The 26,393-nt window shown below is 41.2% G+C and carries 22 protein-coding genes; 1 reads left to right on the top strand and 21 read right to left on the bottom strand.

The genetic code is table 11. From position 1 onward, the window contains the following. Nucleotides 1–24: 24 nt before the first annotated feature. From gap to uvrC, 15 genes are all read right to left on the bottom strand, one after another. Complete coding sequence (gene gap, locus F606_RS0103615; protein WP_019552508.1) at nucleotides 25–1,038, bottom strand: type I glyceraldehyde-3-phosphate dehydrogenase; 1,014 nt, start codon at nucleotides 1,036–1,038, stop codon at nucleotides 25–27. Between the two features lie 24 nt (nucleotides 1,039–1,062). Continuing rightward, nucleotides 1,063–2,115, bottom strand: a complete 1,053-nt coding sequence (locus tag F606_RS0103620) for a sugar-binding transcriptional regulator (RefSeq protein ID WP_019552509.1) — start codon at nucleotides 2,113–2,115, stop codon at nucleotides 1,063–1,065. Between the two features lie 335 nt (nucleotides 2,116–2,450). Continuing rightward, nucleotides 2,451–3,806 carry a thioether cross-link-forming SCIFF peptide maturase gene (gene scfB / locus F606_RS0103625; RefSeq protein WP_019552510.1) on the bottom strand — a complete coding sequence of 452 codons (1,356 nt, stop codon included), beginning with the start codon at nucleotides 3,804–3,806 and terminating at the stop codon, nucleotides 2,451–2,453. Nucleotides 3,807–3,965: 159 nt separating this feature from the next. Beyond that, on the bottom strand, nucleotides 3,966–4,106 hold the full coding sequence (gene scfA, locus F606_RS22605) for a six-cysteine ranthipeptide SCIFF (RefSeq protein ID WP_019552511.1): 141 nt from the start codon (nucleotides 4,104–4,106) through the stop codon (nucleotides 3,966–3,968). Between the two features lie 109 nt (nucleotides 4,107–4,215). Beyond that, nucleotides 4,216–5,379 (bottom strand): hypothetical protein, encoded by a 1,164-nt coding sequence (locus F606_RS0103635; protein ID WP_019552512.1) that lies wholly within the window; start codon nucleotides 5,377–5,379, stop codon nucleotides 4,216–4,218. 26 nt (nucleotides 5,380–5,405) lie between these two features. After that, nucleotides 5,406–6,191, bottom strand: coding sequence for a polysaccharide deacetylase family protein (locus F606_RS0103640; protein ID WP_019552513.1), 786 nt, complete (start codon nucleotides 6,189–6,191; stop codon nucleotides 5,406–5,408). Continuing rightward, a complete protein-coding gene (gene whiA / locus F606_RS0103645) occupies nucleotides 6,188–7,129 on the bottom strand; it encodes a DNA-binding protein WhiA (protein WP_019552514.1) in 942 nt (313 codons plus the stop codon). Before whiA ends, F606_RS0103640 begins: the two co-directional genes overlap by 4 nt. A 15-nt stretch (nucleotides 7,130–7,144) precedes the next feature. After that, on the bottom strand, nucleotides 7,145–8,488 hold the full coding sequence (locus F606_RS0103650; RefSeq protein WP_019552515.1) for a gluconeogenesis morphogenetic factor MgfK: 1,344 nt from the start codon (nucleotides 8,486–8,488) through the stop codon (nucleotides 7,145–7,147). A gap of 28 nt (nucleotides 8,489–8,516) precedes the next feature. Beyond that, on the bottom strand, nucleotides 8,517–9,407 hold the full coding sequence (rapZ, locus tag F606_RS0103655) for an RNase adapter RapZ (protein WP_019552516.1): 891 nt from the start codon (nucleotides 9,405–9,407) through the stop codon (nucleotides 8,517–8,519). 65 nt (nucleotides 9,408–9,472) lie between these two features. Beyond that, a complete protein-coding gene (locus F606_RS0103660; protein ID WP_026329226.1) occupies nucleotides 9,473–10,285 on the bottom strand; it encodes a Cof-type HAD-IIB family hydrolase in 813 nt (270 codons plus the stop codon). A 22-nt stretch (nucleotides 10,286–10,307) separates the two neighbouring features. Further along, entirely contained in the window at nucleotides 10,308–11,108 is an 801-nt protein-coding gene (locus F606_RS0103665; RefSeq protein WP_019552518.1) for a Cof-type HAD-IIB family hydrolase, read from the bottom strand. Nucleotides 11,109–11,295: 187 nt separating this feature from the next. Next, entirely contained in the window at nucleotides 11,296–12,231 is a 936-nt protein-coding gene (gene mdh, locus F606_RS0103670) for a malate dehydrogenase (protein WP_019552519.1), read from the bottom strand. A gap of 347 nt (nucleotides 12,232–12,578) precedes the next feature. Next, nucleotides 12,579–12,740 (bottom strand): rubredoxin, encoded by a 162-nt coding sequence (gene rd / locus F606_RS0103675; RefSeq protein ID WP_019552520.1) that lies wholly within the window; start codon nucleotides 12,738–12,740, stop codon nucleotides 12,579–12,581. A gap of 147 nt (nucleotides 12,741–12,887) precedes the next feature. Beyond that, entirely contained in the window at nucleotides 12,888–13,754 is an 867-nt protein-coding gene (locus tag F606_RS0103680) for a PHP domain-containing protein (RefSeq protein WP_019552521.1), read from the bottom strand. A gap of 40 nt (nucleotides 13,755–13,794) precedes the next feature. Continuing rightward, complete coding sequence (gene uvrC, locus F606_RS0103685; RefSeq protein ID WP_019552522.1) at nucleotides 13,795–15,603, bottom strand: excinuclease ABC subunit UvrC; 1,809 nt, start codon at nucleotides 15,601–15,603, stop codon at nucleotides 13,795–13,797. 358 nt (nucleotides 15,604–15,961) lie between these two features. On the opposite strand from uvrC, the gene F606_RS0103690 reads away from it, so the two are divergent. Beyond that, entirely contained in the window at nucleotides 15,962–17,368 is a 1,407-nt protein-coding gene (locus tag F606_RS0103690) for an acetyl-CoA carboxylase biotin carboxylase subunit (RefSeq protein ID WP_019552523.1), read from the top strand. Nucleotides 17,369–17,411: 43 nt separating this feature from the next. Here the strand turns inward: F606_RS0103690 and uvrA are convergent, their stop codons facing one another. The 6 genes from uvrA to ftsE all read right to left on the bottom strand — a co-directional run bounded on the left by uvrA (nucleotide 17,412) and on the right by ftsE (nucleotide 26,355). Further along, nucleotides 17,412–20,243 (bottom strand): excinuclease ABC subunit UvrA, encoded by a 2,832-nt coding sequence (gene uvrA, locus F606_RS0103695; RefSeq protein WP_019552524.1) that lies wholly within the window; start codon nucleotides 20,241–20,243, stop codon nucleotides 17,412–17,414. Between the two features lie 14 nt (nucleotides 20,244–20,257). Then, a complete protein-coding gene (gene uvrB / locus F606_RS0103700; RefSeq protein WP_019552525.1) occupies nucleotides 20,258–22,324 on the bottom strand; it encodes an excinuclease ABC subunit UvrB in 2,067 nt (688 codons plus the stop codon). 148 nt (nucleotides 22,325–22,472) lie between these two features. Beyond that, on the bottom strand, nucleotides 22,473–23,618 hold the full coding sequence (locus F606_RS0103705) for a S41 family peptidase (RefSeq protein ID WP_019552526.1): 1,146 nt from the start codon (nucleotides 23,616–23,618) through the stop codon (nucleotides 22,473–22,475). A 36-nt stretch (nucleotides 23,619–23,654) separates the two neighbouring features. Beyond that, entirely contained in the window at nucleotides 23,655–24,779 is a 1,125-nt protein-coding gene (locus tag F606_RS0103710; RefSeq protein WP_019552527.1) for a murein hydrolase activator EnvC family protein, read from the bottom strand. A 12-nt stretch (nucleotides 24,780–24,791) separates the two neighbouring features. Further along, entirely contained in the window at nucleotides 24,792–25,679 is an 888-nt protein-coding gene (gene ftsX / locus F606_RS0103715; RefSeq protein ID WP_019552528.1) for a permease-like cell division protein FtsX, read from the bottom strand. Continuing rightward, a complete protein-coding gene (gene ftsE, locus F606_RS0103720; RefSeq protein WP_019552529.1) occupies nucleotides 25,669–26,355 on the bottom strand; it encodes a cell division ATP-binding protein FtsE in 687 nt (228 codons plus the stop codon). The genes ftsX and ftsE overlap by 11 nt, the downstream gene beginning before the upstream one ends. Between the last annotated feature and the right edge of the window lie 38 nt (nucleotides 26,356–26,393).

Raw genomic sequence — 26,393 nt, forward strand, 5'->3', positions numbered from 1 at the left:
CCGGACCCAAAAGATCTTTAAATTTTATGCAAGTTCTGCAAAGTACTTAATTGTACGAACCATTTGGCTTGTATAGCTGTTTTCATTATCATACCATGAAACAACTTGAACCTGAGTATCGCCATTAGGTAAAGCAGATACCATTGTTTGTGTAGCATCGAATAAAGAACCAAATCTGATACCAACGATATCGCTGGATACGAGTTGTTCTTCTGTATAACCGAAAGATTCAGTCGTTGCTGCTTTCATAGCTGCATTAACCTGATCTACAGTAACAGCGCCTTTAACAACTGCAATCAAGATTGTAGTTGAACCAGTTGGAACTGGAACACGTTGTGCTGAACCAATTAATTTGCCTAATAATTCAGGAATAACTAAGCCGATAGCTTTTGCTGCGCCTGTAGAGTTAGGAACGATATTAACAGCTGCTGCACGGGATCTTCTCAAATCACCGTTTCTCTGTGGGCCATCAAGAGTCATCTGATCACCAGTGTATGCATGAATTGTGCTCATGATACCGCTTTGAATCGAAGCTAATTTATTAAGAGTATCAGCCATAGGAGCTAAGCAGTTTGTAGTACAAGAAGCTGCGGAAATTACTGTATCGCTGGCTTTCAAAATGTTATGGTTAACATTAAATACAACTGTAGGAAGATCGTTACCTGCTGGAGCAGAGATAACAACTTTTTTAGCGCCTGCTTTGATATGTGCAGAAGCTTTTTCTTTGGAAGTGTAGAATCCTGTACATTCAAGAACTACGTCTACTTTGAGTTCGCCCCAAGGTAATTCAGCTGCATTTGCTTTTGCATAAATTGTAATTTTTTTGCCATCAACTGTGATAGAATCTTCACCAGCTGTTACTTTATCGCCTAAAGCATATCTGCCCTGTGAAGAATCATATTTCAATAAGTGTGCAAGCATTTTAGGACTCGTTAAGTCGTTGATTGCAACAACTTCATATCCTTCAGCCCCGAACATTTGTCTAAATGCAAGACGTCCAATACGTCCAAACCCATTAATTGCTACTTTTACTGCCATTGTGAAAATACCCCCTAATTTTTTTTAAAAACTTTTCTGAGATTTCTCAGATTTTATTATTGACTGAATATTACTGGCAGCAGCTTCATCCAAAATCAAGACATCATGACTGCCTGCCCTGATTACTGCTATGATAGCCTCGGCTTTATTTGCGCCGCCAACTACCGCTATTGTCCTGCCTACTCCCGCCAGATTATTCAGACGAAAACCATTCGCATTGTATGTGTAAACACACTTGCCGCTGCGGTCAAAATAATGACCTAACGCTTCTCCCACTGCCAATTTGCAAATATTTTCTGCAACCTTAGCCGTATGATTTCTTCTATGTACCATAACATCAGCCCGGCCAATGCTGTGAATCAAAATATCTGCACTTTTTATCAAAAACTCAATTTCATCGATCGTATGATCCGTTACTTTCAAGGCCTCTAGTGCTTCATCATTCAATCCTTCTGGAATATGTAAAAGCCGATATTGTCCGCCTAAATTATTAGCCATCACAGCTGCAACTGAATTTGCCTGGCGTTCTACATTTTCCCCAAGTCCGCCGCGTGTTGGAACAATCAATATGTCCGGCATAGTTCCAGTAACGGCTTTCGCAACAGCAGCCATAGTGGATCCGCCGCTTACAGCTACGGTCATATGCTCTGATAACATACCTACCAAAACCCGTGATGCAACGCGTCCCAGTTCTCGAAAAACACAAGGATCATGTTCACTATCACCAGAAACAATCTTAACCTGATTAAGTCCTAATTCTTGTTCCAAATAATATTCTAGTTTGGAAAAACCATGCAGTACATCGACATATTCACTAAGATCAGAAATTACAGCCTGTCCTGCCTGCGTGACCGAGACACCGAGTCCCGATAATTCAATCAGCCCGACATTTTTTAAAACCTTGATCCCAGATCTTACACTCGATTCAGCAAGTTCCATTTGACTTGCTAACGCACGTCTACCGATTGGCTGATGGTAGCGAATATGCTTTAGAAGATTATAACGTTCTTCCATCAGACCGTTTAATTCAGGAACGATCTTCTTTTGCAAATCAATAATTTTTTCTATTTCTTCCAATTTTCACTACCCCTGGGGTTTATCGAATCCCACCGGTTTATTTTCTATCCCGATGTTTATCATACAATAAATTTCAATAGATTGTCAATGATTTTTCGATAAAATCCAGGCTAATTCCATGATAAAAATGCTAAATTATCAAAAAATTCGTTAAATATAAAACATGCTTATATTCGGAGCACAATCAATAATTATTAATTATGTTAAGATTATAAATGTCCCTTTCTATTCATTATGATGATTTCACCAAAACTCATAAAACTCCTGCTCAAAAATAATGTATAAAAAAATAAAACCGATCAATGAAACAGAGTCCATCGATCGGTTTTATTTTTTTATTTTTCCATAGCAATACTTGCCTGGACCATCAAAGCACATTCAAGACGTTTTTTTTGCAGTTCACAGCCAAATTCATATGGTTTGCGAATATCACCGTTAAAGAGATCTGCATTGGCATGACACCCGCCGCTGCAGAAAAATCTTGCCCAGCAGTCACGGCATTTTTCTTTATTTAATACATGAGAATTTCTAAAATATGCTGGCATATCTTTTTTCTGAACCCCTTCAAAAATCGTACCCAAAAGATATTTTTCCCGCCCCACAAATTGATGGCATGGATACATATCACCATTTGAAGCTACCGCATAATACTCATGACCTGCACCACAGCCGCTGAGACGTTTGGCAACACACGGACCATTACTGAGATCCATATTGAAATGAAAAAAGAAAAAGCCATTTCCCTCACGACGGCGATCTAGATAGGCCTGCGTCAATTTATCATATTCGGAAAATAGCTTCGGCAAATCCTTGTCGGTAAAGGCATAGTCTTCATCTTTTGCAACAACGGGTTCCACCGATAAAATATCAAAGCCTTGATCTGCCATATCGAGCACATCTGCTGTAAAATCAGGATTATAAGCCGTAAAAGTACCTCGCAGATAATAATCCTGACCATTGCGTGAACGCACCGTTTTTTGGAAATTTTTAAGAGCCTGATCATAACTTCCTTTACCGCCAATATTAGGACGCATACGATCATGAACTTCCTTGCGTCCATCCAGACTCAGTACCAGACTAATTTTATTATCATTCAAATAAGCAATGGTTTCATCATTGAGCAAAATGCCATTGGTCGTAAGTGTCAATTTAAAAACCTTGCCCGTTTCCTGCTCGCGCTTTCGTACATAAGACACTACATGTTTGACAACTGGCATATTCATGAGCGGTTCACCGCCAAAAAAGTCAATTTCACAATGTTTGCGGCTGCCGCTATGACTGATAATATATTCTACGGCTGCTTCGCCGACTTCATTGCTCATAAGTCCACGGTCGTGGCCAAAATCGCCTGTACCGGCAAAACAATATTTACAGCGCAGATTGCAGTCATGTGCGACCAAAAGGCATAAGGATTTAACCAAACCTTCTTCTTTAAAAGTCGGAGGCACATCAATATCCGGGGCAAAAAGTTCTTGTGCCTCAATCAGCCCCTGGAGTTCTTCAATGGACTCTCTTAGATCAGATTCTGCATATGTCCCTTTTAGTTTATGCACCGTTTCTTCAGCATTGCTGCCATCAAAAATATCCATCATATCATAAATCATCTTATCAATAACATGGACGGCACCACTATTGATATCTAACATTATGTACATACCATTTTGAATGAATTTGTGTATTCTATCTTTCACGACTCTTATCTCCCTGCCCTTAGTTTATTTTCTATTATATAACGAATTAAAGAATGCCGCTGCATTTGCCAGCGGCCAGCTTTAACAAAGCATACATTTTATATCTGCAAAAAAACAGACCTCTTGCCGTGAAAACAACAAGAGGCCCTTCTTTGCTGCTTATTTTGCGCAAACTTGATTTCCTACTGTACAAGACGTTTTACAAGCTGATTGGCAAGATGCTTGGCATTCGCCGCAGCCGCCTGTATGAACTGTACGTTGAAGTGAAGGTTTATTCACTGTCGTAATCCGTTTAGCCATGTGCTCAGCCTCCTTATTACTTTTCTATAACCTGTGCAAAGTTTTAGCCTTTGAACATATTACTGATATATATTGTAGCGTTTTTTCTTTAACTAATCAAGTATACCCCTTATTCAGCCGGCATCAAAACCAGATTCACTGGTAAATTCGAAGCTCCCGGCGGTGAAAATTCAAACCAGGTAGAAGCAAAATCATTGTAAGTTCCCAGTTCGGCTAATTCATTGACATTGATTTTCTCACCAAAAAATGTCCGATCCACAGGGGTCAAGAGCATGTCTTTTGAACTGTTCATTGCCCGCCCTACAGTCATCGCCCCGGCATAGACACCGCCGCGCGGCATCAGGTAATACTTGGTTTTCCCCATGCCTTTCGTCGGAATGTGAATTTTGTAAAGAATTCCATAATTCCCGTAGTTTTTCACGATGCTACCGTCTGTGGCATCAATTCCCGTACGATATTCATCCTTTTTATCATCAGCTAACGGAATATAAACAGCCCCATCTTTACTGCTGTCATAGGTTTGCTCGCTTTTTACGATACGGTCCATACCAACAAATGTACCGCGCAAACGATGGGAATCAGCTGGCAAAACACGGGCACGGTTAAGAAACTGCACTGGATCATCTTCTGCTGGCAGCATGACAACCGATACCTTAATCGGCACCTTCGTTTCAAAATCAAATACACCGTAAACCAATTGTCCCGGTTCGACAATCAGCTGATTCATCTTTGAATCCAACAAACGCTTTCCATTGGCAAAAATATGAATCCGATCCAATTTAGGTGCCTTAAAATATTCGGTTTGTGTCTGTTTGCCGACAGATAAATAATCATCACTAGGAGTCCCCATGCCGCCACGGGAAACCGAAACATCCGTCTCATCTGATGACATATTTTCTAGGACAACTGCAATTTTCTTGTTTAATTTCGTTGCGTTTAAATGATAATATAAAATCCGGCTTTTCCCTTGAACTGTATCCGTATACAAGATACCATCCTGTTCAACCATTTCCGGACTATCCGAAAAGAGCAGCGTCCCCCCCACATCAGCAGAAACGACCGGCCATATTTGCATCGTATTGATACCCGGTTTTGGTGCTTTGGAATAAGGTTGTTTAACTTTGCCGTCGGCTGAAACCAGTGATTGTTCTATTTTCACCAGGCCCTCTTTATCTTTTTCCATTGGCTGATGTGCAGCTTCTGCACTTGACAAACGCATCGTTAAGCCCAGCACTACTGCAAACATAAATAAATTTTTTGAAATTACTTTCATTGTCATCCCCCTTGTATCTATAAACCTCAAACATGCTGCGAAATTCCCAGCCTGGTAAAAATTTCTGCTTTCAGCAGCCGCACTTTAAATTCTATCAAACCTAAACGTGGTCGCGGTATATTGACTCGCTGTAATAAATAAGGATTCGTCACAAACGTATTAAGCCCCGCATCCCCTGTTACAGCACCTAAATACTGACCATCTTTTAAAATCTGCTCTGTCTCATCATCGTAGGCTCCATTCGGATACGAAAAGAAAAAGACTGTCTTGATACCATTCCATTCCAAGAGTAACTTAGAAAGATTCAATTCATCGTGTTTCTGTTTTGAATCCAGCGTTGTCACTGGCAGATGATTGGCTGTATGTGAACCAATTTCAATATTTTTATTTTGCATATCACGCAGCTGCGTCCAATCTAAATAGCCATCTGTCCCAACCATATTCGTAATTATAAAAACCGTAGCTTTCATATTTTCTTTTTCTAGCAGCGGCAAAAGATCCGTATAATTGTCAACATACCCATCATCAAATGTCAAGATAATCGGTTTGTCCGGTAATGTTTCTTTACCTTTTTTCGCTTTTATAAAATCCAACAGTGAGATCGTCGTATAGCCCTGCTCTTTTAAATAGTGCATCTGCTGAGCAAACTCTTCCGACGGCACCGTATAAGCATCCTCTTCTGTATCATTGACCATATGGTATTCAAGAATAGGCACACCTTTTGGTGGATACAGCATCGTATCAATAAAAAAAGATGCTGCCAACACAATAAAAAAGGCGCTCAGCGCCAAGATTTTTTTTCTTAGATTCAATCTGCTTCACCTTCTGTTAATTCTACTGCAATTTTTTCCAATTTTCTAAGTCGATGGTTTATACCTGATTTACTAATATGAAGTACTTCCGCCAATTCTTTTAAACTCGCATCTGGATGGCTAAGGCGAACCACAGCAATCTCTTGCAAAGGCTCCGGCAAACTATCAAAACCCAGCTTTGCTTTTATTAACTTAATATGTTCCATCTGACGTACTGATGCATTCGCCGTTTTTTGCAGGTTTGCTGTTTCGCAGTTAACTAAACGATTTACTTGGTTGCGCACTTCTTTTAGATTGCGAGCCACTTCAAACTCCACTAAAGCATTTTCCGCCCCGATAATCGCTAAAAAATCCATAATGGCATCGCTTTCTTTAATATAAACGATATAATCATTTTTACGTTCACTCAGTCCAACAGGCAAATCAAATTTGCGGCAAAGCGACAGCAGCAACTGAGCAAAAACTTCGCTTCCCGTAACAAGCTCCAAATGATAACTACCTTCCGGTCTGTTTACCGATCCGCCACCCAAAAACGCCCCGCGCAAATAAGCATGACGGCAGCAATGTTTACGCAAAATGGCGCTGTCACTGCCGACGTTTAGAGTGGCCCCATGCATAAGACCTAACTTCGCCAAAAGGTCACTGACAATCAACGAAGGGATGACCCTGACACAATAGCTGTTATGTTTTTTCAACCGTCTGGCCCGACTGACCATTACTTCCGTCCGCACCTCGCCACTGGATTTCAAAAGTGTCAGAGTCCGTCTTGCAACTGCTGCGTTTTCAGTTGTAAAATTAATACCTAAACTTCGTTTGCCCCCCATCGTCATCACAGCGCCCATTCGCAAGAGGGCTGCGAGTTCAGCTATTTTACAGCAGCTATTTTCATCCACAAGCCGAGCCACTTCATTTTTTACTTCTGTTGCAAAGGATGGCATTTCATTCAATCCTCTTTATTTTAATTTATTGCCAGTCATATAATAATCCAGCATCCTCATATTTTCAGGATTTGCTTTCAGACCATAAACCATTTTCATGACATTTCGCGATAATTTGACTGGATCATGATGTATTACATTCGTTTCGCTGATAATATCAGCTTTAACAAAACCAACGCCCAGTGCATTTAGCTCATCTTCATCCACAAGAACTGGAAATGAATTTTGTTTTGCATAAAATTCCTGCAATTCTGGCGAAATAGCACCGGAATTTACCAGGACATAATCAATCGATCCCGGGCCAGCATGATCTAAGATCGCTTTCGCATGCATAGACGCCGTGTACCCATCCGTTTCACCAGACTGTGTCATTACATTGCAAATATATATTTTAACGGCTTTACTATCCCGCAGTGTTTTTGCAACATCATCCACCAGTAGATTTGGCATAATGCTCGTATACAGACTGCCCGGTCCTAAAATAATTGCATCTGCTTTTTTGATTGCCTCAATCGAAGATGCCACTGGCTTTACATGTTCTGGTGACAGATGAACCCGATGGATTCTCTTATGAACCAACGGAATTTGTGATTCACCTTCCACCACACTGCCATCTGTCATCGTTGCATTGAGGCGCACAATCTCTGTACTAGCCGGAAGCACTCGTCCTTTTACAGCCAATACCTTGCTTGATTCTTTCAAAGCAGTTTCTACATCACCCGTGACTTCCGTCATCGCCGCGATGAACAAATTGCCGAAACTATGCCCAGCAAGTTCACTCGTGCCGCCAAATCGATGCTGGAATAATTTTTCCATCAACGGTTCTGTATCGGCAAGTGCCACTAAACAGTTACGCAAATCTCCCGGCGGAATAATCCCAAGTTCCTCCCGTAAACGCCCCGAAGAACCACCATCATCCGCCACAGTAACCACCGCCGTAACATTACTCGTCGCTTCCTTGATTCCACGCAGCAAAACAGAAAGCCCTGTACCGCCGCCAATTACAGTCACAGCCGGACCCCGGTTAAGTTTGCGTTTTTCATAAATCAAATCAACCAGTTTATCAGAACTATCCGGTAGCAAAACAGTAATAACCGAACGAATAATCATCCTCGTTGCTAAAAGCATGATGATGCTTCCAACTAGAATCACGACACTGCCGACCACAGCCGTTACCATATAATAGTAAGTACCAGTCCACATATATACCGTTCGAAAAATTAGTTCTTCAATATTATCAATGTATTTGTAGTTAAATACGACTGCCAAACCTAAGCTGACCATCATAACACCGACTGCAAACAAAAACAGCCATCGTTTAAATCGCATGCCCGGATACAGCCATTTCAATAAATGCATATTATTCCCTCGACTTCAATTCATAATCTCATTCCTGGCGCGGATGTTCATGAACATCATTTTTCATTAAATCACGATGCTCAATATTTGCTCCATAGCCACGTGCTTTTAAAAACTCAAACAGATGCTTCGCTATATATACAGAGCGATGCATTCCGCCAGTACAGCCCACGGCAAGAACCAGCTGGCTTTTCCCCTCTTTGATGTATTGGGGAACCAGAAAATCAACCATATCATCTAATTTCTCAAGAAACTGCTGCGTTACCGGCCATTTGGCAATATATTCAGCAACGCCCGGTACCGCGCCGCTTTTATGACGCAAAGCATCAATATAAAACGGATTTGGCAAAAAACGTACATCAAAAACCATATCTGCATCCAGCGGCATACCAAATTTAAACCCAAACGACACAACCGTAATATTCATCTGTTCACCTTGGCAATTACCAAACAAACGCAAGACTTTATCTTTTAGTTCCGATTTTTTCAATTCTGTTGTATCAATAATATGAGTGGCTCGATTGCGAATCGGCGCCAAACGTTCTCGCTCTTTGGCAATCCCATCGCTAATTCTCGAGCTTGGCGCCATCGGATGACGGCGGCGAGTTTCTTTATAGCGTCGAATAATTGTTGCATCAGATGCTTCCATAAAAACCATATCATAAGGTTGATTTTCCTGATCCATTTGTTCAACAACATGAATCAGCGCATCAAAAAATTCACGGCTGCGCATATCGACAACTAATACAACTTTATTGACCCGGCCAGCGGAATGGGCACAAAGCTCAACAAACTTGGGGATAAACATCGGTGGTAGATTATCCACGCAGAAATATCCTAAATCTTCCATATGTCTGCACACTTGCGTTTTACCAGCACCAGACATACCTGTAATAATAACTAAATGAAAATCATCCATCGGTTACCACCTCCATAGTATTCAAAATAAAGTCTACTCAATTATAGGTCAAAAAGGAGAAAAAATCAAAAGCTTCCGTTTTTCAGTACATAGCGTTCAATCGCTTTGCCAATTCCATCTTGATCACAGGTATCGGTAACCACATCGGCGGCTTGTTTTGCCTGATCAAGAGCATTACCCGTAGCCACGCTAAACCCTGCATATTCCAGCATCGCCAGATCGTTATCACCATCACCACAGGCCATCACTTCATCCGATCTTAAATTCAAATGATCCAGCAGCGCTTTAAGCCCCACTGCTTTGTTAATACCCGGGGGCGTCAGATCAACACTTATATCCGTATTTTGCTGAGGGTCCAGCAAACCGGAAAACTGAGCACGGATCTTTTCCGTAATTGCAGCTACACCACCATCTTTATCACGGATAACAATCTGAATAACATCTTTCGTATAAGATAAAAAATCATCACCAACGGCATTGAGATTAAACCCTTCTACCGTGCGATACGAACCAAACATATCCGGACGAAAATCTTTCGCATAAATCTGGGTATCAATATACCATTGTGCATACCAGTCATTTTTATAACATTCAGCAAGAACTTCACGTGCCACCGATTCTTTATAACATTTTACAAAGATTGGCGGCTGCGCAGCGTCCCCCCGAACCAAACCACCATTGCAGCAAATGACGGGCACCTGTGCACCGATCATTTTGGCGAAATAGGCTGCTGCCATATACATTCGGCCTGTCGCAATCGTAATATAGATGCCTCGTTCCTTTGCGGCCTGCAATGCTGCAAACGTACGCGGCGTAATTATTTTCTGTGAATTTAATAAAGTCCCGTCTAAATCCATCGCAATTAATTTAATTGACATTTTTTCACCTGATTCTATCGAATTATTCCAATACATATTTATGGATGGCCGCAGCCACACCACTATGCATATTATCTTCCGTAACATAGTCACAGACCGATTTCACATGATCGCTGGCATTGCCCATAGCCACACTAAAACCAGCTTCTTTGAGCATTGGCAAATCATTATTCGAATCACCGATTGCCATGACTTCAGCTTTTTGTAAATTCATTTTTCCCAGTAAAATCTGTAAAGATGTTGCTTTATTTACGCCTGGATTGATGATCTCAATATAGGTCGGATTCGATTTTACCGCAAAAATCTGATCGCCAAAGCGGTCTTGAAGTTTTGCAACACCTGCATCCGATTCTGCACTGCCGCTCGTGATTACAAGCATTTTAGGCACCAGTTGCGTCTTTTCATATAGACCGGCTGTTCCCACAGCTTCACCCTCAAGCCCCGCCATCGCTTCATAACCCCGGGCAATATCATTGCGTTCAGCAAAATACAGACGGTCATCCTGATAAATTTGAATATACCAGTTTTGTTCCAAACAATAATCTAAAACACCCTTCACAGTTTGCGGATCGAGATATGATTCAAAAAGCACTTCTCCCGAAACGGATTTGATAAGTGCTCCATTATATGTAATAATCGGCACATCAACATCAAGCTGCTTCGCATAAGGCAGCGCAGAAACATACATGCGGCCTGTAGCAATGGTTACCGTTGTCCCCTGTGCCACAGCATCCTGAATTGCCAGCTTATTCTCTGCTGATATTTCATTTTCCCGATTTAAAAGTGTTCCATCCAAATCTGTTACAAATAACTTTATTGCCATAGTAAACCCCCAATTTTCATGATACAAGTTGAAATCTGCCTGCCAATCATTCTATGCGACACTAAATTGCATTATATATAGTAACACTCAAACATTCAACTTTCAATCCATCTATTATTGTCTCATGTTTTCAAAAAAATGCAACAAAAAAGACAGCCCGTATGGACTGCCTTTTTATTGCAAGAACTTATTTAAGCGAATCGCCTAATAAACCATTCGTTTTACGAACTGCAGCAACGCTCTTATCAAACAAAGCTTTTTCTTCAGCATTCAATTTAACATCAACGATTTTTTCAATACCATTTGCTCCAAGAACTACTGGAACACCAATGCAAATATCTTTTTCGCCATATTCACCATCAAGGTATACACAGCAAGGAATCATTTTTTTCGAATCTGTTACAATAGCTTCAGCCAAAGCAGCACCGGCAGCACCAGGAGCATACCAGGCAGAAGTACCTAAAAGACCCGTCAAAGTAGCACCGCCAACCATTGTGTCAGCTACTACTTTATCTAATGTTTCTTTATCCAATAAATCCGTTACAGGAACACCTCTATATGTAGCAAAACGAGTCAACGGAATCATTGTTGTATCACCATGACCACCAATTACCATACCATCAATATCAGTAGGTGTGCAGCCAAGAGCCTGACTCAAATAATATCTGAAACGGCTGCTATCGAGCATCCCGCCCTGACCAATAATACGATTTTTAGGTAATCCGGAATCTTTAAGTGTTAAATAGGTCATTGTATCCATTGGATTGGAAATAATAACAAACACTGCATCTGGAGAATATTTTAAAGCTTCATCAATGACGCTTTTTACAATTTTAGCATTTGTGCCAATCAATTGTTCACGAGTCATACCTGGTTTACGAGGAATACCCGATGTAACAACAACTACTTTTGAATTAGCTGTTTTGCTATAATCACTTGTACAGCCAACAATCGTAGTATCGATATTAAGCATATGTGCAGTCTGCATCATATCCATCGCTTTACCTTCGGAAACGCCTTCTTTAATGTCTAACAAAACCAATTCGCTGGCAAAATTTTTCAATGCAATGACATTTGCCACTGTAGCTCCAACATTACCTGCTCCAACAACTGTAACTTTCATAATAAAATAGACCTCCTTATTATTTAGGATGCACATCCATGCCCCTTAACTAAAAAGGGGGAAATGCACACTCTTGACAACTACAAGCCATCTATGTGGGATGAAGTCCTTTACGTAACAAATTATAACAAAATCGCCCTTAAAAAGCAATGAATATTGTGTACATTTTTATATTAACATTAATTTTATTTATCAAACTTTATACCTAGTATTAAATAACCAGAAAGTTCAAATAATCATTTTCTGATTGTATTCACTCTATAACCCCTTACAATATCAAAAAATTCAACATGAAAAAGCCGTAACTGTTTTTCTTTATCTACAGATACGGCTCAAAATATTAACGCTTATTCACTTACTTCAAACTCATCTTTACCAACGCCACAAAGCGGGCAGACAAAATCATCCGGTAAATCTTCAAAAGCTACGCCTGCTTCAAGATCATTGTCCGGATCACCAAGTTCTTCATCATAAATCCAGCCACAAACAGTACATACATACTTCTTCATAATAATACCCCCTTATCTTTTTCTCAAAATGAAATATACGAAACCAGCACTGTGATCTTGCTTTCGTATATTCTCTTTTTGATTCTATACTTATATTACCATATTTTCATTGAACTACAAGATTTTTTTATAAGGAAAATGAATCTTTCAAACCGTCCGCTGACAATACTGCAAAACATTCTCATATAAGGTATAGGGCACGACAATATTATTTTTTATCCCCGTACCAAGTGCCACCTCTGGACGATTCAAGCCATGAAAATCTGACCCGCCCGTGGGAATCATTTTATATTTTGTCAGCATACTTTCAGCAAAGGCCTGATCTGCTGCTGTATAATTTGGATAATACTGTTCCATGCCATCCAGTCCCATTGCACACAGTTCAGCAATAGCGATTTCCTGTTCTTGACGATTCAGCCCGGCAAGTCCCAGACGTTTGTGAAAATGAGCGAGTGATGTCATGCCGCCAGCAGCCTTCACAGCCGTTGTCGTTTCCTCTACTGAAACATTATGATTTAGACTGAGCTGGCGAATCACGGGAGTAAGATACTGATCCCAAATTGGCTGGACATGATCAAATAAATGCAGAGAAACCAGGTAGCGCATAATAGCATACCGATCAATTTTGTTGAGTAATGTAAACGGCTGGATAAGTTCCACCGATATTGGCACACCTTTTTCTTTGATGCCCCAAATGAGTTCTTCCATCTTCGCTTCTTTAAGATCCCTGATTTTTTTATATAAATTTTTAAATGCCGGCTGTTTTGCATCAAACCCTAAAGCCACGAGATGCAGATGTCGATTCTTATAATCAACGGTTATCTCCATCCCAGAAATAAATTCAATGCCCAATTTATCGGCTTCTACCTTTGCTTCAGCATTTCCGGCAATTGTTTCATGATCACTGAGTGTAATCGCGCTAAGACCTGTTTTATGAGCCAGTTTTATAAGCTCTACAGGGGTATAGCTTCCATCTGATATATTTGAATGTACATGTAAATCAACAAATTTCATTTAAATATCACCTTGCATGTCCTTTCCTGTACCATCTATCTTATATTTCATTTCGACTCGCAAAAAAATTATAAACAGCCTGCGCAGCAGGCAGATTCATGCCGGTAATTTTTGCCATCGCCTCAACATTCGCTGTTTTTATTTTATCCACACTGCCAAAATGATCTAGTAAAAGTTTACGTCGTTTCGGACCGATACCAACAATATGATCCAGCACCGACACCAGATTTCGTTTACTGCGCAGTTTACGATGATACGTAACAGCAAATCGATGGGCTTCATCACGAATTCGCTGCACCAAGTACAATGCCTGCGAATGGCGAGGCAAAATAACTGGCTCTGATTCACCTTCCGTAAAAATATATTCAAACTGTTTAGCCAAACCTACAACCGGCACTAAAAGATGTCCCGCACCACGAATGATTTCCAATGCTGAACTCAGCTGACCTTTACCACCATCAATAATGATAAGATCTGGCATATCTTCAACAACCGAATCACCATAACGACGCATCGTCACTTCACGCATCGATAGAAAATCATCCGGTTTGCCTTCTGCCGACCGGATCTTAAAACGCCTGTAAGCCGCCTTATTGGGCACGCCTCCTTCAAAAACAACCATCGAAGCGACTGTCTCTGAGCCTTGAATATGTGATATATCAAAACACTCCATACGGTTTGGTGCCTTACTTAGCTGAAGATGCCGCTGAAGCTCAGCTACGGCCCCCAGCGTCTGCGCATTAGCTTGTTTTAATTTTGTGGCTTCATCCGCCAAAAACTTTTCTGCATTTCCTGTTGCCATCTGCACAATATCTTTTTTAGTCCCACGTTTTGGTGATTCCAGCTCAACCCGTGCTGCCTTTTGTTTGCTGAGCCATGCTTCCAGCAAACTCTGTTCACTTAATTCAAATGGCAAAAGCACTTCACGAGGAATAAAGGTCGCCTGATTATAATATTGTTTCAAAAATGCTTCCAGAACGGTCTCATCGGATTCCTCTTCGCTGCCAGTCACCAGAAAATGATCGCGTCCGACCATCTTCCCGCTGCGAATAAAAAACACCTGCATACATACACCAAATTCTGAACGAGCCATCCCCACAGCATCTTGATCACCTGCACCAGTGACAATATTTTGTTTTTCGCTAATCTTTCGAACCGCTATTAATTGATCACGCAATTTCGCCGCCAATTCAAACTTAAAATTATCGGCAGCAGCAGACATTCGTTCCGTAAGATTTTTCTCCACCGCATCGCTGCGTCCTTCTAAAAACAAACACACCGCCTTGATCATGTCATTATATTCAGCCACATCCACCTTACCCGTACAAGGTGCCAGACAACGTTTAATATGATACTCCAGACAAGGACGATCCACATCCATGTTCTTGCAGCTGCGCAGCGGAAACAGACGCCGCAATAGTTTAATGCTTTCATGAACAGCTCCCGCATTTGTATAAGGTCCAAAATATCTGGCACCATCTTTCAAAACTCGCCGAGTTGTGAGCACACGGGGATAGGGTTCATTTAGCGTCACCTTTACATAAGGATACGTCTTATCATCTTTAAGACTGATATTGTACTTAGGACGATGTTTCTTAATTAAATTACATTCCAATATAAGTGCTTCTATTTCTGAGCCAGTAATAATTGTTTCAAAATCATCAATTTTTGCCACCATCGATTTAACTTTAGCAGAATGATTTTTGTTCGTTTGAAAATATTGACGCACTCTATTTTTTAAAACCACAGCTTTACCGACATAAATAATCTTACCATGGTTGTCTTTCATAATATAAACACCAGGCTGATTCGGCAAAAGCTGTAATTTTTCAATTACATTCTCTGTCATATCTCACCAACTCTCTCTCTATATTATACACGAAAGCAATAATTTTTTTTATTTATAACGATTCAATAAAGTAATCGTAGTAATAGCCTGAAAGTATCATTGCTTTTAGGTATAGTTATGTGTTAAAATTGTAATTGTTTATTATTGTATGTCATTACAGAAAATTCTCTATTGTTTTTTTTATGTATTTTCTATTGACTATAAATAAAATAAATGCTTTAATAAGCACGTGAGACGAAAGTGTATTATTTCACAATATTTTTCAAATGAGTTTTGTCAGACCAGATAGGATACAACTGTTGCAAAATATGTGTTCTCTTTTATTCATGGACACATATAATTCAAGGGGGTTAATTTTATGTTCAAAAGAATTCTCATTGCCAACCGCGGCGAAATTGCCGTACGTGTTATTCGTGCCTGTCAGGAAATGGGTATTGAAACAGTGGCTGTTTATTCGGATGCAGACAAAAATGCCATGCATGTTCAGCTAGCTGACCTGACTTATAATATCGGACCTGCTGATGCTTCCCAAAGCTATTTAAATATGGATGCCCTGCTCGAAGCTGCGAAAGCAACAAAAGCTGAAGCTGTTCATCCCGGATATGGATTTCTATCGGAAAGCTCCGAATTTGCCGAAAAAGTAACAAATGCCGGCTTAACCTGGATTGGACCGCTGGCTGAAACAATCCGTCAGGTTGGTGATAAAGATATAGCCCGTGCCGCTATGCTGCCATCAGGAATTCCCATGGCCAAAGGCAGTGATCCACTTACCAGTGAAAGTCATGCCATTGAAGCGGCCAAAGAAGTCGGTTATCCTGTCATCTTAAAACCAGTAGCCGGTGGCGGTGGCAAAGGGATGTTTGTTGCTTATTCGGAAGAAGATTTAAAAAACATCCTGCAAATCGTCAATTTACAAAGTATAAAATTTTATTTTGAACATTATATTGAGCACTCCCGTCATATTGAAGTACAAATTGTCGCAGACAATTATGGTACGGTAATTCACCTTGGCGAACGCGAATGCTCCTTGCAGCGCCGCAACCAGAAACTGCTCGAAGAATCACCATCCATTGGTCTTTCGCCCGAGATGCGTGAAGAGATTGGTGCGCTCGCCATTAAAGCCGCCAAAAGTATCCACTATACCAATATTGGAACCGTCGAATTTTTATTCGATCTCAGCAACAATCAGTTTTATTTCATGGAAATCAATCCTCGCATTCAAGTGGAGCATGCCATTACGGAAGAAGTTACGGGGGTTGATCTTGTCAGAACCCAAATCCATATTGCCTTTGGTGAGCCTTTAACGCTCAGTCAAAAAGACATTGAATTTCATGGGCATGCCATCGAATGCCGTATCAATGCCGAAGACCCTGACAATAATTTTCTGCCATCACCCGGAAAAATTGAATTCTATCATGAACCAGGTGGTCCAAGAATCCGTGTAGACAGCGGTATTTCAGCCGGTCTTTCCATCGAACCTGACTATGATTCCCTTATGGCGAAAGTTGTGGTTCATGGACGCACGCGCGGCGATGCGATCAAGATCATGCAGCGAGCCCTCAATGAATTCAAAGTGGAAGGTGTAAAAACAACAATTTCACTGCATAAACGAATTCTTGAAGATACGTCTTTCTGTACCGGCGACATTGATACCCAATTCATCAAAAAACGTCTGCCAGCCTATGAACAGACTCCACCAAAACGAAAATTAAAAGACCAAATGGACCTTGCTGCTTTAATTAATAGCAGCATGTATTACGCATAAGTACTTAAAAGGGATTGCCACAATAAAATGGCAATCCCTTTTTTTAGTTTAAGTGTTCGGTGAGTAATGGTTTCAAAAACTGACCCGTATATGATTTTTTAACATTTGCGATCTCTTCCGGCGTACCGGTTGCTACGATGGTGCCGCCACGGTCACCGCCTTCCGGCCCGAGATCAATTACATAATCCGCCGTCTTTATCACATCGAGATTATGCTCGATTACAACAACCGTATCACCACCATCAACCAGTCGCGTCAGCACTTCCAGCAATTTATGGATATCGGCCGTATGAAGTCCCGTAGTCGGTTCATCCAGGATATATAACGTTTTTCCAGTACTGCGGCGCGCCAGTTCAGTTGACAGCTTCACGCGCTGCGCTTCTCCCCCTGAAAGAGTCGTTGCTGACTGACCAAGCTTGATATAGCCAAGTCCAACATCTTGAATCACTTGCAGTTTTCGCTGCAGTTTTGGAATGTTTTGGAAAAATTCTACGGCTTCATCGACCACCATATTCAAAACATCCGAAATCGTTTTGCCTTTATATTTTACTTCCAGGGTTTCCCGATTATAGCGGGCTCCTTTGCAAACTTCACACGGCACATAGACATCCGGCAGAAAATGCATTTCAATTTTAATGATCCCATCACCATGACAAGCCTCACAACGGCCGCCTTTTACATTGAAACTGAATCGTCCCGGCTTATAACCACGAACTTTTGCTTCATTCGTTTGGCTGAAGACCTCACGAATTGTATCGAAAAGTCCCGTATAAGTTGCTGGATTCGAACGAGGTGTCCGCCCAATCGGCGACTGATCGATATCAATGATCTTATCAATAAGCTCCAAACCACGAATTGCTTTATGCGCTCCCGGTTTACCTTTGCCACTGTAAAGTTTAGCCGCCAGCCCTTTAAAAAGTATTTCATTCACTAACGTACTTTTCCCTGAACCGGACACACCCGTAACGACCGTAAATAAGCCGAGCGGAAACTTCACGGAGATATTTTTTAGATTATTTTCTTTTGCACCAATGATTTCAATCCAATTTCCATTTGCTTGCTTTCGATTTTCCGGTACGGGAATGTATTTTTTGCGGCTCAGATACTGACCCGTAATCGATCCCTTCGCCGCCTTGATATCTTCAACACTTCCTTTAGCCACAATATAGCCACCAGCTTCACCAGCCGTCGGTCCAACATCAATAATATAATCGGCCGCATACATTGTATCTTCATCATGCTCAACGACCAGCAGAGTATTACCAAGATCACGCAAATGTTTCAATGTAGCCAAAAGACGGTTGTTATCGCGTTGATGCAGTCCAATACTTGGTTCATCGAGGATATAAAGAACGCCCACCAGTCCCGATCCAATCTGTGTCGCTAACCGAATCCGCTGTGCTTCACCACCCGACAAGGTACCAGCGGCCCGACTGAGCGTCAGATAATCCAAGCCAACATCCAGCAAAAATCCCAAACGGGCATGAATTTCTTTTAAAATCTGTGCAGCAATAAACTGTTCTCGTTCGCTTAACGTAAGCTGCTTAAAAAACACATCGCACTCAGCAATCGTTAAACTTGTAACCTCATGAATATTTTTCTCGCCCACTTTTATGGCAAGTGTTTCCGGCTTAAGGCGCGCTCCATGACAAACTGGACAAGCTTTACTGCTCATATACGATTCATATTCTTCACGCATCGTATCCGAATTTGTTTCGCTGTAACGACGGTTTAAAAGTGGCATTACACCTTCAAATACCGAATGATACTCCTTGTATTCGCCAAACATATTTTCATAGAAATACGTGAACTTTTCATCACCTGAACCATATAAAATAAGATTTTGCACCGTTTCATTGAGATCGGTCCACTTACTGTCCACTGTATATTTATACTGTTTCAGCACAGCATCTAACTGGCACATCGCATAGGAATTCAGATTGCGCGACAACGGGGCAAATAAGCCCTCTGCAAAAGTCAATTCAGGATTTGGCATCACAAGTTCTAAATCAAATTCCATGTTATTGCCAAGTCCGCTGCACGCCGGACAAGCTCCATATGGACTGTTAAAAGAAAACATACGCGGGGCAATTTCCGGCAGACTGATGCCGCAATCCACACAAGCAAAATTCTGACTAAACATCAACGTCTCGCCATCAACAATTTGAATATAAACAACACCCTGACCAAGTTCGAGAGCTGTTTCTAACGAATCGGCCAAACGCTGTTCCAGTCCATCGCGAATCACCAGTCGATCAATAACAACTTCAATCGTATGTTTCTTGTTTTTTTCAAGATTGATTTCCTCATTAATATCTTGTATTTCACCATCAATGCGGACCCTTACATAGCCATCCTTACGAATCTGCTCTAAAACCTTGCGATGTTCGCCTTTTTTACCACGAATAATTTGCGCCATAATCAAAAGCTTTGTTTTTTCCGGCTGTGTCAAAATTTGGTCAATCATTTGATCAACCGTCTGCTGCGTAATCAATTTACCGCATTTCGGGCAGTGAGGACGCCCTGCACGAGCAAACATCAACCGCAGGTAATCATAGATTTCCGTAACCGTTCCGACGGTTGAGCGAGGATTACGACTGGTTGTTTTTTGATCGATGGAAATCGCCGGTGAAAGTCCTTCGATATAATCAACATCCGGTTTATCCATCTGCCCCAAAAACTGTCTGGCATAAGCTGACAACGACTCTACATAACGTCTTTGTCCTTCTGCATAAATTGTATCAAAAGCCAGTGATGATTTGCCTGAACCACTCAGGCCCGTAATCACGACAAGCTTGTCACGTGGTATTTCAATATCGATATTTTTTAAATTATGCTCTCTGGCACCCTTAACTTTGATTACATTATCCTTCACATTAACACCCCAAACTAATTGTTTCGATCGTCTCGATTTCGTCTTTTCACAGCCTTTGCTGGCAGACTGCCCTTGAGTTCTACAATCATATCACGCAGATTCGCTGCTTTTTCAAATTCCATATTGCGCGATGCCAGCCGCATTTCTTTCGTCAGCGTCGTAATTAATTCTTCTTTTTCAGTAGCTGACATTTTCAACCTCGATTTTGGCTGCGTTATATATTCCCCCTGACCTTCTGCAACCATCGTCGTTTCAATCAAGTTCTTAATTTTCTTATGGATTGTCTGTGGTGTAATATGATGTTCTATATTATAAAGAGCCTGCACTTCACGGCGGCGATCGGTCTCATCAATCGCCCGCTTCATCGAATCCGTAATACGATCCGCATACATGATAACCAGTCCCTCAGAATTACGTGCCGCCCGCCCAATTGTTTGGATAAGCGCCGTATCGGAACGCAAAAAGCCTTCCTTATCTGCATCTAAGATTGCCACCAGCGATACTTCCGGCAAATCAAGTCCTTCTCGCAGCAAATTGATCCCCACCAGCACATCAAATACGCCGGCTCGAAGGTCACGCAATATTTCCGCGCGTTCCATCGTCACGATATCCGAATGCAGGTAGCGGACCTTGATACCCAGTTCTTTAAGATAATCCGTCAGATTTTCAGCCATTTTTTTCGTTAAAGTCGTAACCAATACCCGTTCATTTTTGGTAATTCGCACTTTGATCTCCGAAAACAAATTATCCATTTGCCCCGTAAGTGGACGAACCTCAATCTGTGGGTCCAGAAGTCCCGTTGGCCTGATAATTTGCTGAACAACTTGATTGGCTTCGCCTAATTCGTATTTAGACGGTGTTGCTGATACATAAATGATCTGATTAATATGTGCCACAAATTCAGGAAACTGCATAGGCCGATTATCAAAAGCAGATGGCAGGCGAAAGCCATTTCCCACCAGAGATTCTTTACGTGACCGATCTCCAGCATACATCGCCCTGATCTGGGGAATCGTCACATGCGATTCATCGACCACAATCAAAAAATCTTCGGGGAAATAATCGAGCAAGGTAAACGGCGGATCTCCAGCATGACGCTGGGTCAAATGACGTGAATAATTTTCAATACCGGAACAATAGCCCATTTCCTGCATCATTTCCAAATCATAATGAGTCCGCTGTTCTAACCGTTGGGCCTCAACAAGTTTATTTTCCGACCGCAATAACGCCAGACGTTCATCCAGCTCTGTCTCAATGGTTTCCATAGCCGTCTGCAAATGTTCTTTCGAGGTAACATAATGTGAGGCCGGATAAATCATGACATGCTTGCGCTCACCATAAATTTCACCAGTGAGTACATCCACTTCTAAAATCCGTTCGATTTCATCACCAAATAATTCCAGACGAATCGCACGCTCGTTGTATCCGGCAGGAAATATCTCAACCACATCACCACGAACCCGAAACTTCCCCCTGACAAAATTAATGTCATTGCGCTCATATTGGATACTCACCAACTTACGTAAAATCGAATCACGATCATACGTCTGTCCTTCACGAATCGATAGCACCAGTTCTTTATAATCTTCAGGTGAACCAAGTCCATAAATACAAGACACACTTGCCACAATAATAACATCACGGCGCTCAAACAAAGAACAGGTTGCGGAATGCCGCAATTTATCAATTTCATCATTGATCGAAGCATCCTTCTCGATATATGTATCAGTCTGGGCAATATACGCTTCCGGCTGATAATAGTCATAATAACTCACAAAATATTCCACAGCATTATTGGGGAAAAACTCTTTAAACTCACTTGCCAGCTGCGCCGCCAGAGTTTTATTATGGGCAATAACCAAGGTCGGTTTTTGAACCTTTTCAATCGTTTTTGCAATTGTAAATGTTTTCCCGGTCCCCGTTGCCCCAAGCAAAACTTGGGCAGTCTGCCCGTTTTCAAGCCCAGCAGCCAGATCTTCAATCGCTTGCGGCTGATCACCTGTTGGTTCAAAAGGAGCAAAGACCTTAAAAGGAACTTCATTTTCCAAGTGCAGTGTATTTAACTTAGGAACTGTAGCCATATTTTTACACTCCATATTATCAATAATAATTATTTGTTATCTTTAATTATAATTTAGATTCACTTTATTTACTAGTGAACGTATGTACTATTATATAACGAAAAAAGAGGCACTGCAATCACAGCGCCCCATTTATTGAATAAAATCTTTATTGCATTTTTTCTTGTAATACAGTCAATGCTTTCGCGAGTTGATTATCAACTCCGCCGTTCACATCAAGTTCTACCGGAACATCCGGATCAATACCGATACCATCGATACTTCGACCGCTTGGTGTATAGTATTTAGCGATCGTAAGCTTTAATGCAGTCCCACCATACATTGGCATAACAACCTGCACTGAACCTTTTCCATAGGATTTTGTGCCAACCAGCGTACCGGCCTGCGTATCCTGAATAGCACCAGCAACGATTTCAGCAGCGCTGGCACTACCGCCATTAATTAAAACAACCAACGGATATTTAACTTGTTCAAGAGTCGATTCATGAACTTCTTCTGAACCATCTCGTTTGTCAATCGAAACAATTTTACCTTTCGGCACCAGCATATTAGCAATATCCACGCTGGCGGTCAATAGACCCCCTGGATTGTTACGTAAATCAAGAACCATACCTTTCATGCCTTTGGCTTCAAGATCGGCATAAGCTGTCTTAAACTCCTGCCCAGTACGTTCACCAAACGAAGCGATACGAATATACCCAATGCCATTGTCCATCATTTCATGACCAACGCTTTTCGTTTCAATATTGGAACGAGTGAGTTCATATTCTTTATCTTCTACGCCTTGACGACGAATCGTCAAAACTACCTTCGTACCCGCATCACCACGAATCTTATTGGCAACCTGATCGATTGGCATATCTTTGGTTTCTTCGTCATTAATTTTAATGATTTGATCACCAGTCTGAATGCCAGCGGCTTCCCCCGGCGTGCCCTCAACAGCTGAAATAACAGTTATAACCTGGTCTTTCACACCCATGACAACACCAATACCACCAAAAGAGCCTTCGGTATGGCTTACCAAATCTTTATACATAGTTTGATCCATATAAACAGAATGTGGATCATTCAGCGACTGCATCATACCAGAAATAGCCCCATCAATCAATTTTGTATCATCCACTTCATTCACAAACTGCGTTTCAATAAATCGCATTGCATGAAAAAACCGCATCGTATCGGCCAGTTTATACTGATTCATTCCCAGAAAATAATAGGCACCGCCAAGTGTTAGCCCCGACGCCAAAATAGCGATTCCAAAAGCACCAAGAATGATTTTCTTTTTATTATTCATATATTTCTCCCCTCAAGCTTCCAGGGATTACAAAGTTTACAAGTAATCATATGGACTCACTGCTTTACCATTTACATCGACCTCAAAATGACAATGCGGCCCTGTAGAATTTCCAGTCGATCCAACATAAGCGATAACCTGGCCTTGCGAAACCGTCTGGCCTTCACTTACGTTGAGTGATTGACAATGTCCATACAGCGTATTAAGCCCATTTCCATGGTCAATGATGACAGTATTCCCGTAACCACTAATCCAGCCTGCATTAATGACAACCCCGCCATCAGCTGCAAGAATTGGATCACCGTAATCACCAGCAATATCAAGCCCGCTATGAAAAATCTGCCTGCCAAAAATAGGATGTGTACGCCAGCCAAATTCTGAGGTAATTGGTCCGGATAACGGCCAAATCATACGACCGCCGGATGTATGCGATGCACCCGTACCACGATATTTACTTTGACGAATCAGCTTTTCGACTTCACTTGATGCAGCAATCGTTTCCTGATAGGCACGTTCTGCTGTATCACGATCATACATTACTTTATCAAGAAGTTTTTGTTTCTTGGCTTTGCTTTCCGTGACCAATTGTTCTTTTTCTTTTGCTGCCTTTTCCAGTTCTTCCATGACAATATGATCTTTTTCCAGCTCTGCTTTTTTATCTAAGATCAGAGCTTTCTCTTCCTGGACTTTCGTAATCAGATCATAATCATACTTCATGATTCGCTTTAGCAGATCCATTCTTGTCATAAAATCAGAAAAGTCTTTCGCTCCAAATAATACATCAAGATAGCTGATCTGTCCATTAATATAAATATCACGAATTCGTTTATCGAGAATCGTTGTCTTTTTCTTCAAATCAACTTCTGTTTTTTCCAGCAATATTTTATTCTGATCCATTTTTGCTTCCGTATCATTGAGTTTTTTCTTCACTTCTTTATATTCAGCCGCAGCCGCATCGACATCTGCCTGCAAAGATCTCATTTGCCCTGATATCGTATTGACTTCAGCCCCTGCTGAATCGGCTTTATTTTTCTGATCGGTTGCCTGTTTTTGCAAAGTATCCAGCTTGTCTTGAAGTGACTCGGCCAACACAGTTGCCGAAAAAGAACTCAGCACGACAATTACTGTTAAAACCAGCCAATAATGCTTTATTTCTCTCACGCTCAACTCTCCTTACACCTTTAAGAACCGTTTTAATGAAATCGTACTGCCCAGTGCACCAATAAAAGTACCGCTAATCAGTATCGCCAGACTGATATAATTCAAAAATGGATATTCGGGAATTAGTGGTAAAAATGTCAACGTATCATAAACCCGCGCTGTAACTGCACTATAGGAGCTGCGCAAAATAATCGTTGCAATCGCACCACCAAAAAAGCCTAAGACCATGCCTTCGAGTAAAAATGGCCAGCGAATAAACCAGTCCGTTGCCCCAACATATTTCATGATAGCAATTTCCTTACGCCGAGCAAAAACAGTCAGCCGGATTGTATTGGATATAATAAACACCGTCGCACCTGCTAAAACCAGCATAATCCCCAGACCAAATAAACGAACCATCCGCGTTAAATCAAATAAATGTTCTACAACATCCTGCCCGAATTTAGCCGACTCGACCCCCTCGATCTGACTGATAGATTCCGATAGCGTCTTAACAAAATCAGGTCGTTGCACCGTAACTTCAAAAGCATTTGGTAAAGGATTCGTATCTCCTAAAGCTGTAAGTAAAAATTTCTGATCCCCCAGACGGTCTTTAAAGCGTTCCAACGCTTTGTCTTTATCTATATACGTGATGGTTTCGATTCCCTGAAAATCTTTGATTTTACCCTCAATGCGATCAATATCTTTTTGCTTTAAATCATCCTGCAAGTACACACTGATCTGCACCTGTGATTCCAGTGAGGCTGCCATCTTGTTAAGATTCAATACTACAATCAAAAACATGCCAAGAATGAGCAGTGACACCGCCACTGTTCCAATGGAAGCGAAAGACATCCAGTTATTTCGTTTCAAAGAAACGAAAACTTCCCGAATAAAATGCTCCACTGTTCTAATCTTCATAACCATATGCCCCTTCCATTTCATCGCGGGCAATACGTCCATCTTCAATTGCTACAACACGTTTATGCATCGTATCGACAATCGTCTTATCATGCGTAGCCATTACAATCGTTGTTCCAGCCTTATTGATACGCGTAAAAATATCCATAATCCCCCAAGACGTATCCGGGTCCAAATTACCAGTCGGTTCATCCGCAATCACGATTTGCGGATTATTAACAATTGCCCTGGCAATCGCTACCCGCTGCTGTTCGCCACCGGAAAGCTGTGAAGGAAAACATTTATATTTATCTTTGAGTCCAACAACATCCAAAACATTATTAACACACTTTTGCATCTCACGTCTTGGCGCCTCGATGACCTGCATCGCAAAAGCGATATTTTCATAGACTGTTTTCTCGGTTAAGAGACGATAATCCTGAAAAATAACTCCCAGGCCGCGCCGCAGATAAGGAACTTCTGTAGCTTCCATTTCCAGTACATTGCGTCCATTGACAACGAGTGAACCCTGTGTCGGCAAAACTTCACGCAAAAGCATTTTCACAAAAGTTGATTTGCCAGCCCCGCTTGCTCCAACAATAAAAACAAACTCCCCTTTTTCAATATCGATATCTACATTTTGTAAGGCTACTGCACCATTTTCATAAATCTTCGATACATTATGCATATGAATCATATAAACTATATTCCTCCTAAAACAAAACAAATCAAATC

Source organism: Propionispira raffinosivorans DSM 20765 (assembly GCF_000381065.1).
Lineage (GTDB): Bacteria > Bacillota > Negativicutes > Selenomonadales > Selenomonadaceae > Propionispira > Propionispira raffinosivorans.

What these genes read in the sequence shown, in the direction of transcription:
- gap (WP_019552508.1), bottom strand. Translation starts at nt 1,038, where the DNA reads ATGGCAGTAAAAGTAGCAATTAATGGGTTTGGACGTATTGGACGTCTT.
- scfA (WP_019552511.1), bottom strand. Translation starts at nt 4,106, where the DNA reads ATGGCTAAACGGATTACGACAGTGAATAAACCTTCACTTCAACGTACA.
- F606_RS0103635 (WP_019552512.1), bottom strand. Translation starts at nt 5,379, where the DNA reads ATGAAAGTAATTTCAAAAAATTTATTTATGTTTGCAGTAGTGCTGGGC.
- whiA (WP_019552514.1), bottom strand. Translation starts at nt 7,129, where the DNA reads ATGCCATCCTTTGCAACAGAAGTAAAAAATGAAGTGGCTCGGCTTGTG.
- F606_RS0103650 (WP_019552515.1), bottom strand. Translation starts at nt 8,488, where the DNA reads ATGCATTTATTGAAATGGCTGTATCCGGGCATGCGATTTAAACGATGG.
- rapZ (WP_019552516.1), bottom strand. Translation starts at nt 9,407, where the DNA reads ATGGATGATTTTCATTTAGTTATTATTACAGGTATGTCTGGTGCTGGT.
- F606_RS0103660 (WP_026329226.1), bottom strand. Translation starts at nt 10,285, where the DNA reads ATGTCAATTAAATTAATTGCGATGGATTTAGACGGGACTTTATTAAAT.
- F606_RS0103665 (WP_019552518.1), bottom strand. Translation starts at nt 11,108, where the DNA reads ATGGCAATAAAGTTATTTGTAACAGATTTGGATGGAACACTTTTAAAT.
- mdh (WP_019552519.1), bottom strand. Translation starts at nt 12,231, where the DNA reads ATGAAAGTTACAGTTGTTGGAGCAGGTAATGTTGGAGCTACAGTGGCA.
- rd (WP_019552520.1), bottom strand. Translation starts at nt 12,740, where the DNA reads ATGAAGAAGTATGTATGTACTGTTTGTGGCTGGATTTATGATGAAGAA.
- F606_RS0103680 (WP_019552521.1), bottom strand. Translation starts at nt 13,754, where the DNA reads ATGAAATTTGTTGATTTACATGTACATTCAAATATATCAGATGGAAGC.
- uvrC (WP_019552522.1), bottom strand. Translation starts at nt 15,603, where the DNA reads ATGACAGAGAATGTAATTGAAAAATTACAGCTTTTGCCGAATCAGCCT.
- F606_RS0103690 (WP_019552523.1), top strand. Translation starts at nt 15,962, where the DNA reads ATGTTCAAAAGAATTCTCATTGCCAACCGCGGCGAAATTGCCGTACGT.
- uvrB (WP_019552525.1), bottom strand. Translation starts at nt 22,324, where the DNA reads ATGGCTACAGTTCCTAAGTTAAATACACTGCACTTGGAAAATGAAGTT.
- F606_RS0103705 (WP_019552526.1), bottom strand. Translation starts at nt 23,618, where the DNA reads ATGAATAATAAAAAGAAAATCATTCTTGGTGCTTTTGGAATCGCTATT.
- ftsX (WP_019552528.1), bottom strand. Translation starts at nt 25,679, where the DNA reads ATGAAGATTAGAACAGTGGAGCATTTTATTCGGGAAGTTTTCGTTTCT.
- ftsE (WP_019552529.1), bottom strand. Translation starts at nt 26,355, where the DNA reads ATGATTCATATGCATAATGTATCGAAGATTTATGAAAATGGTGCAGTA.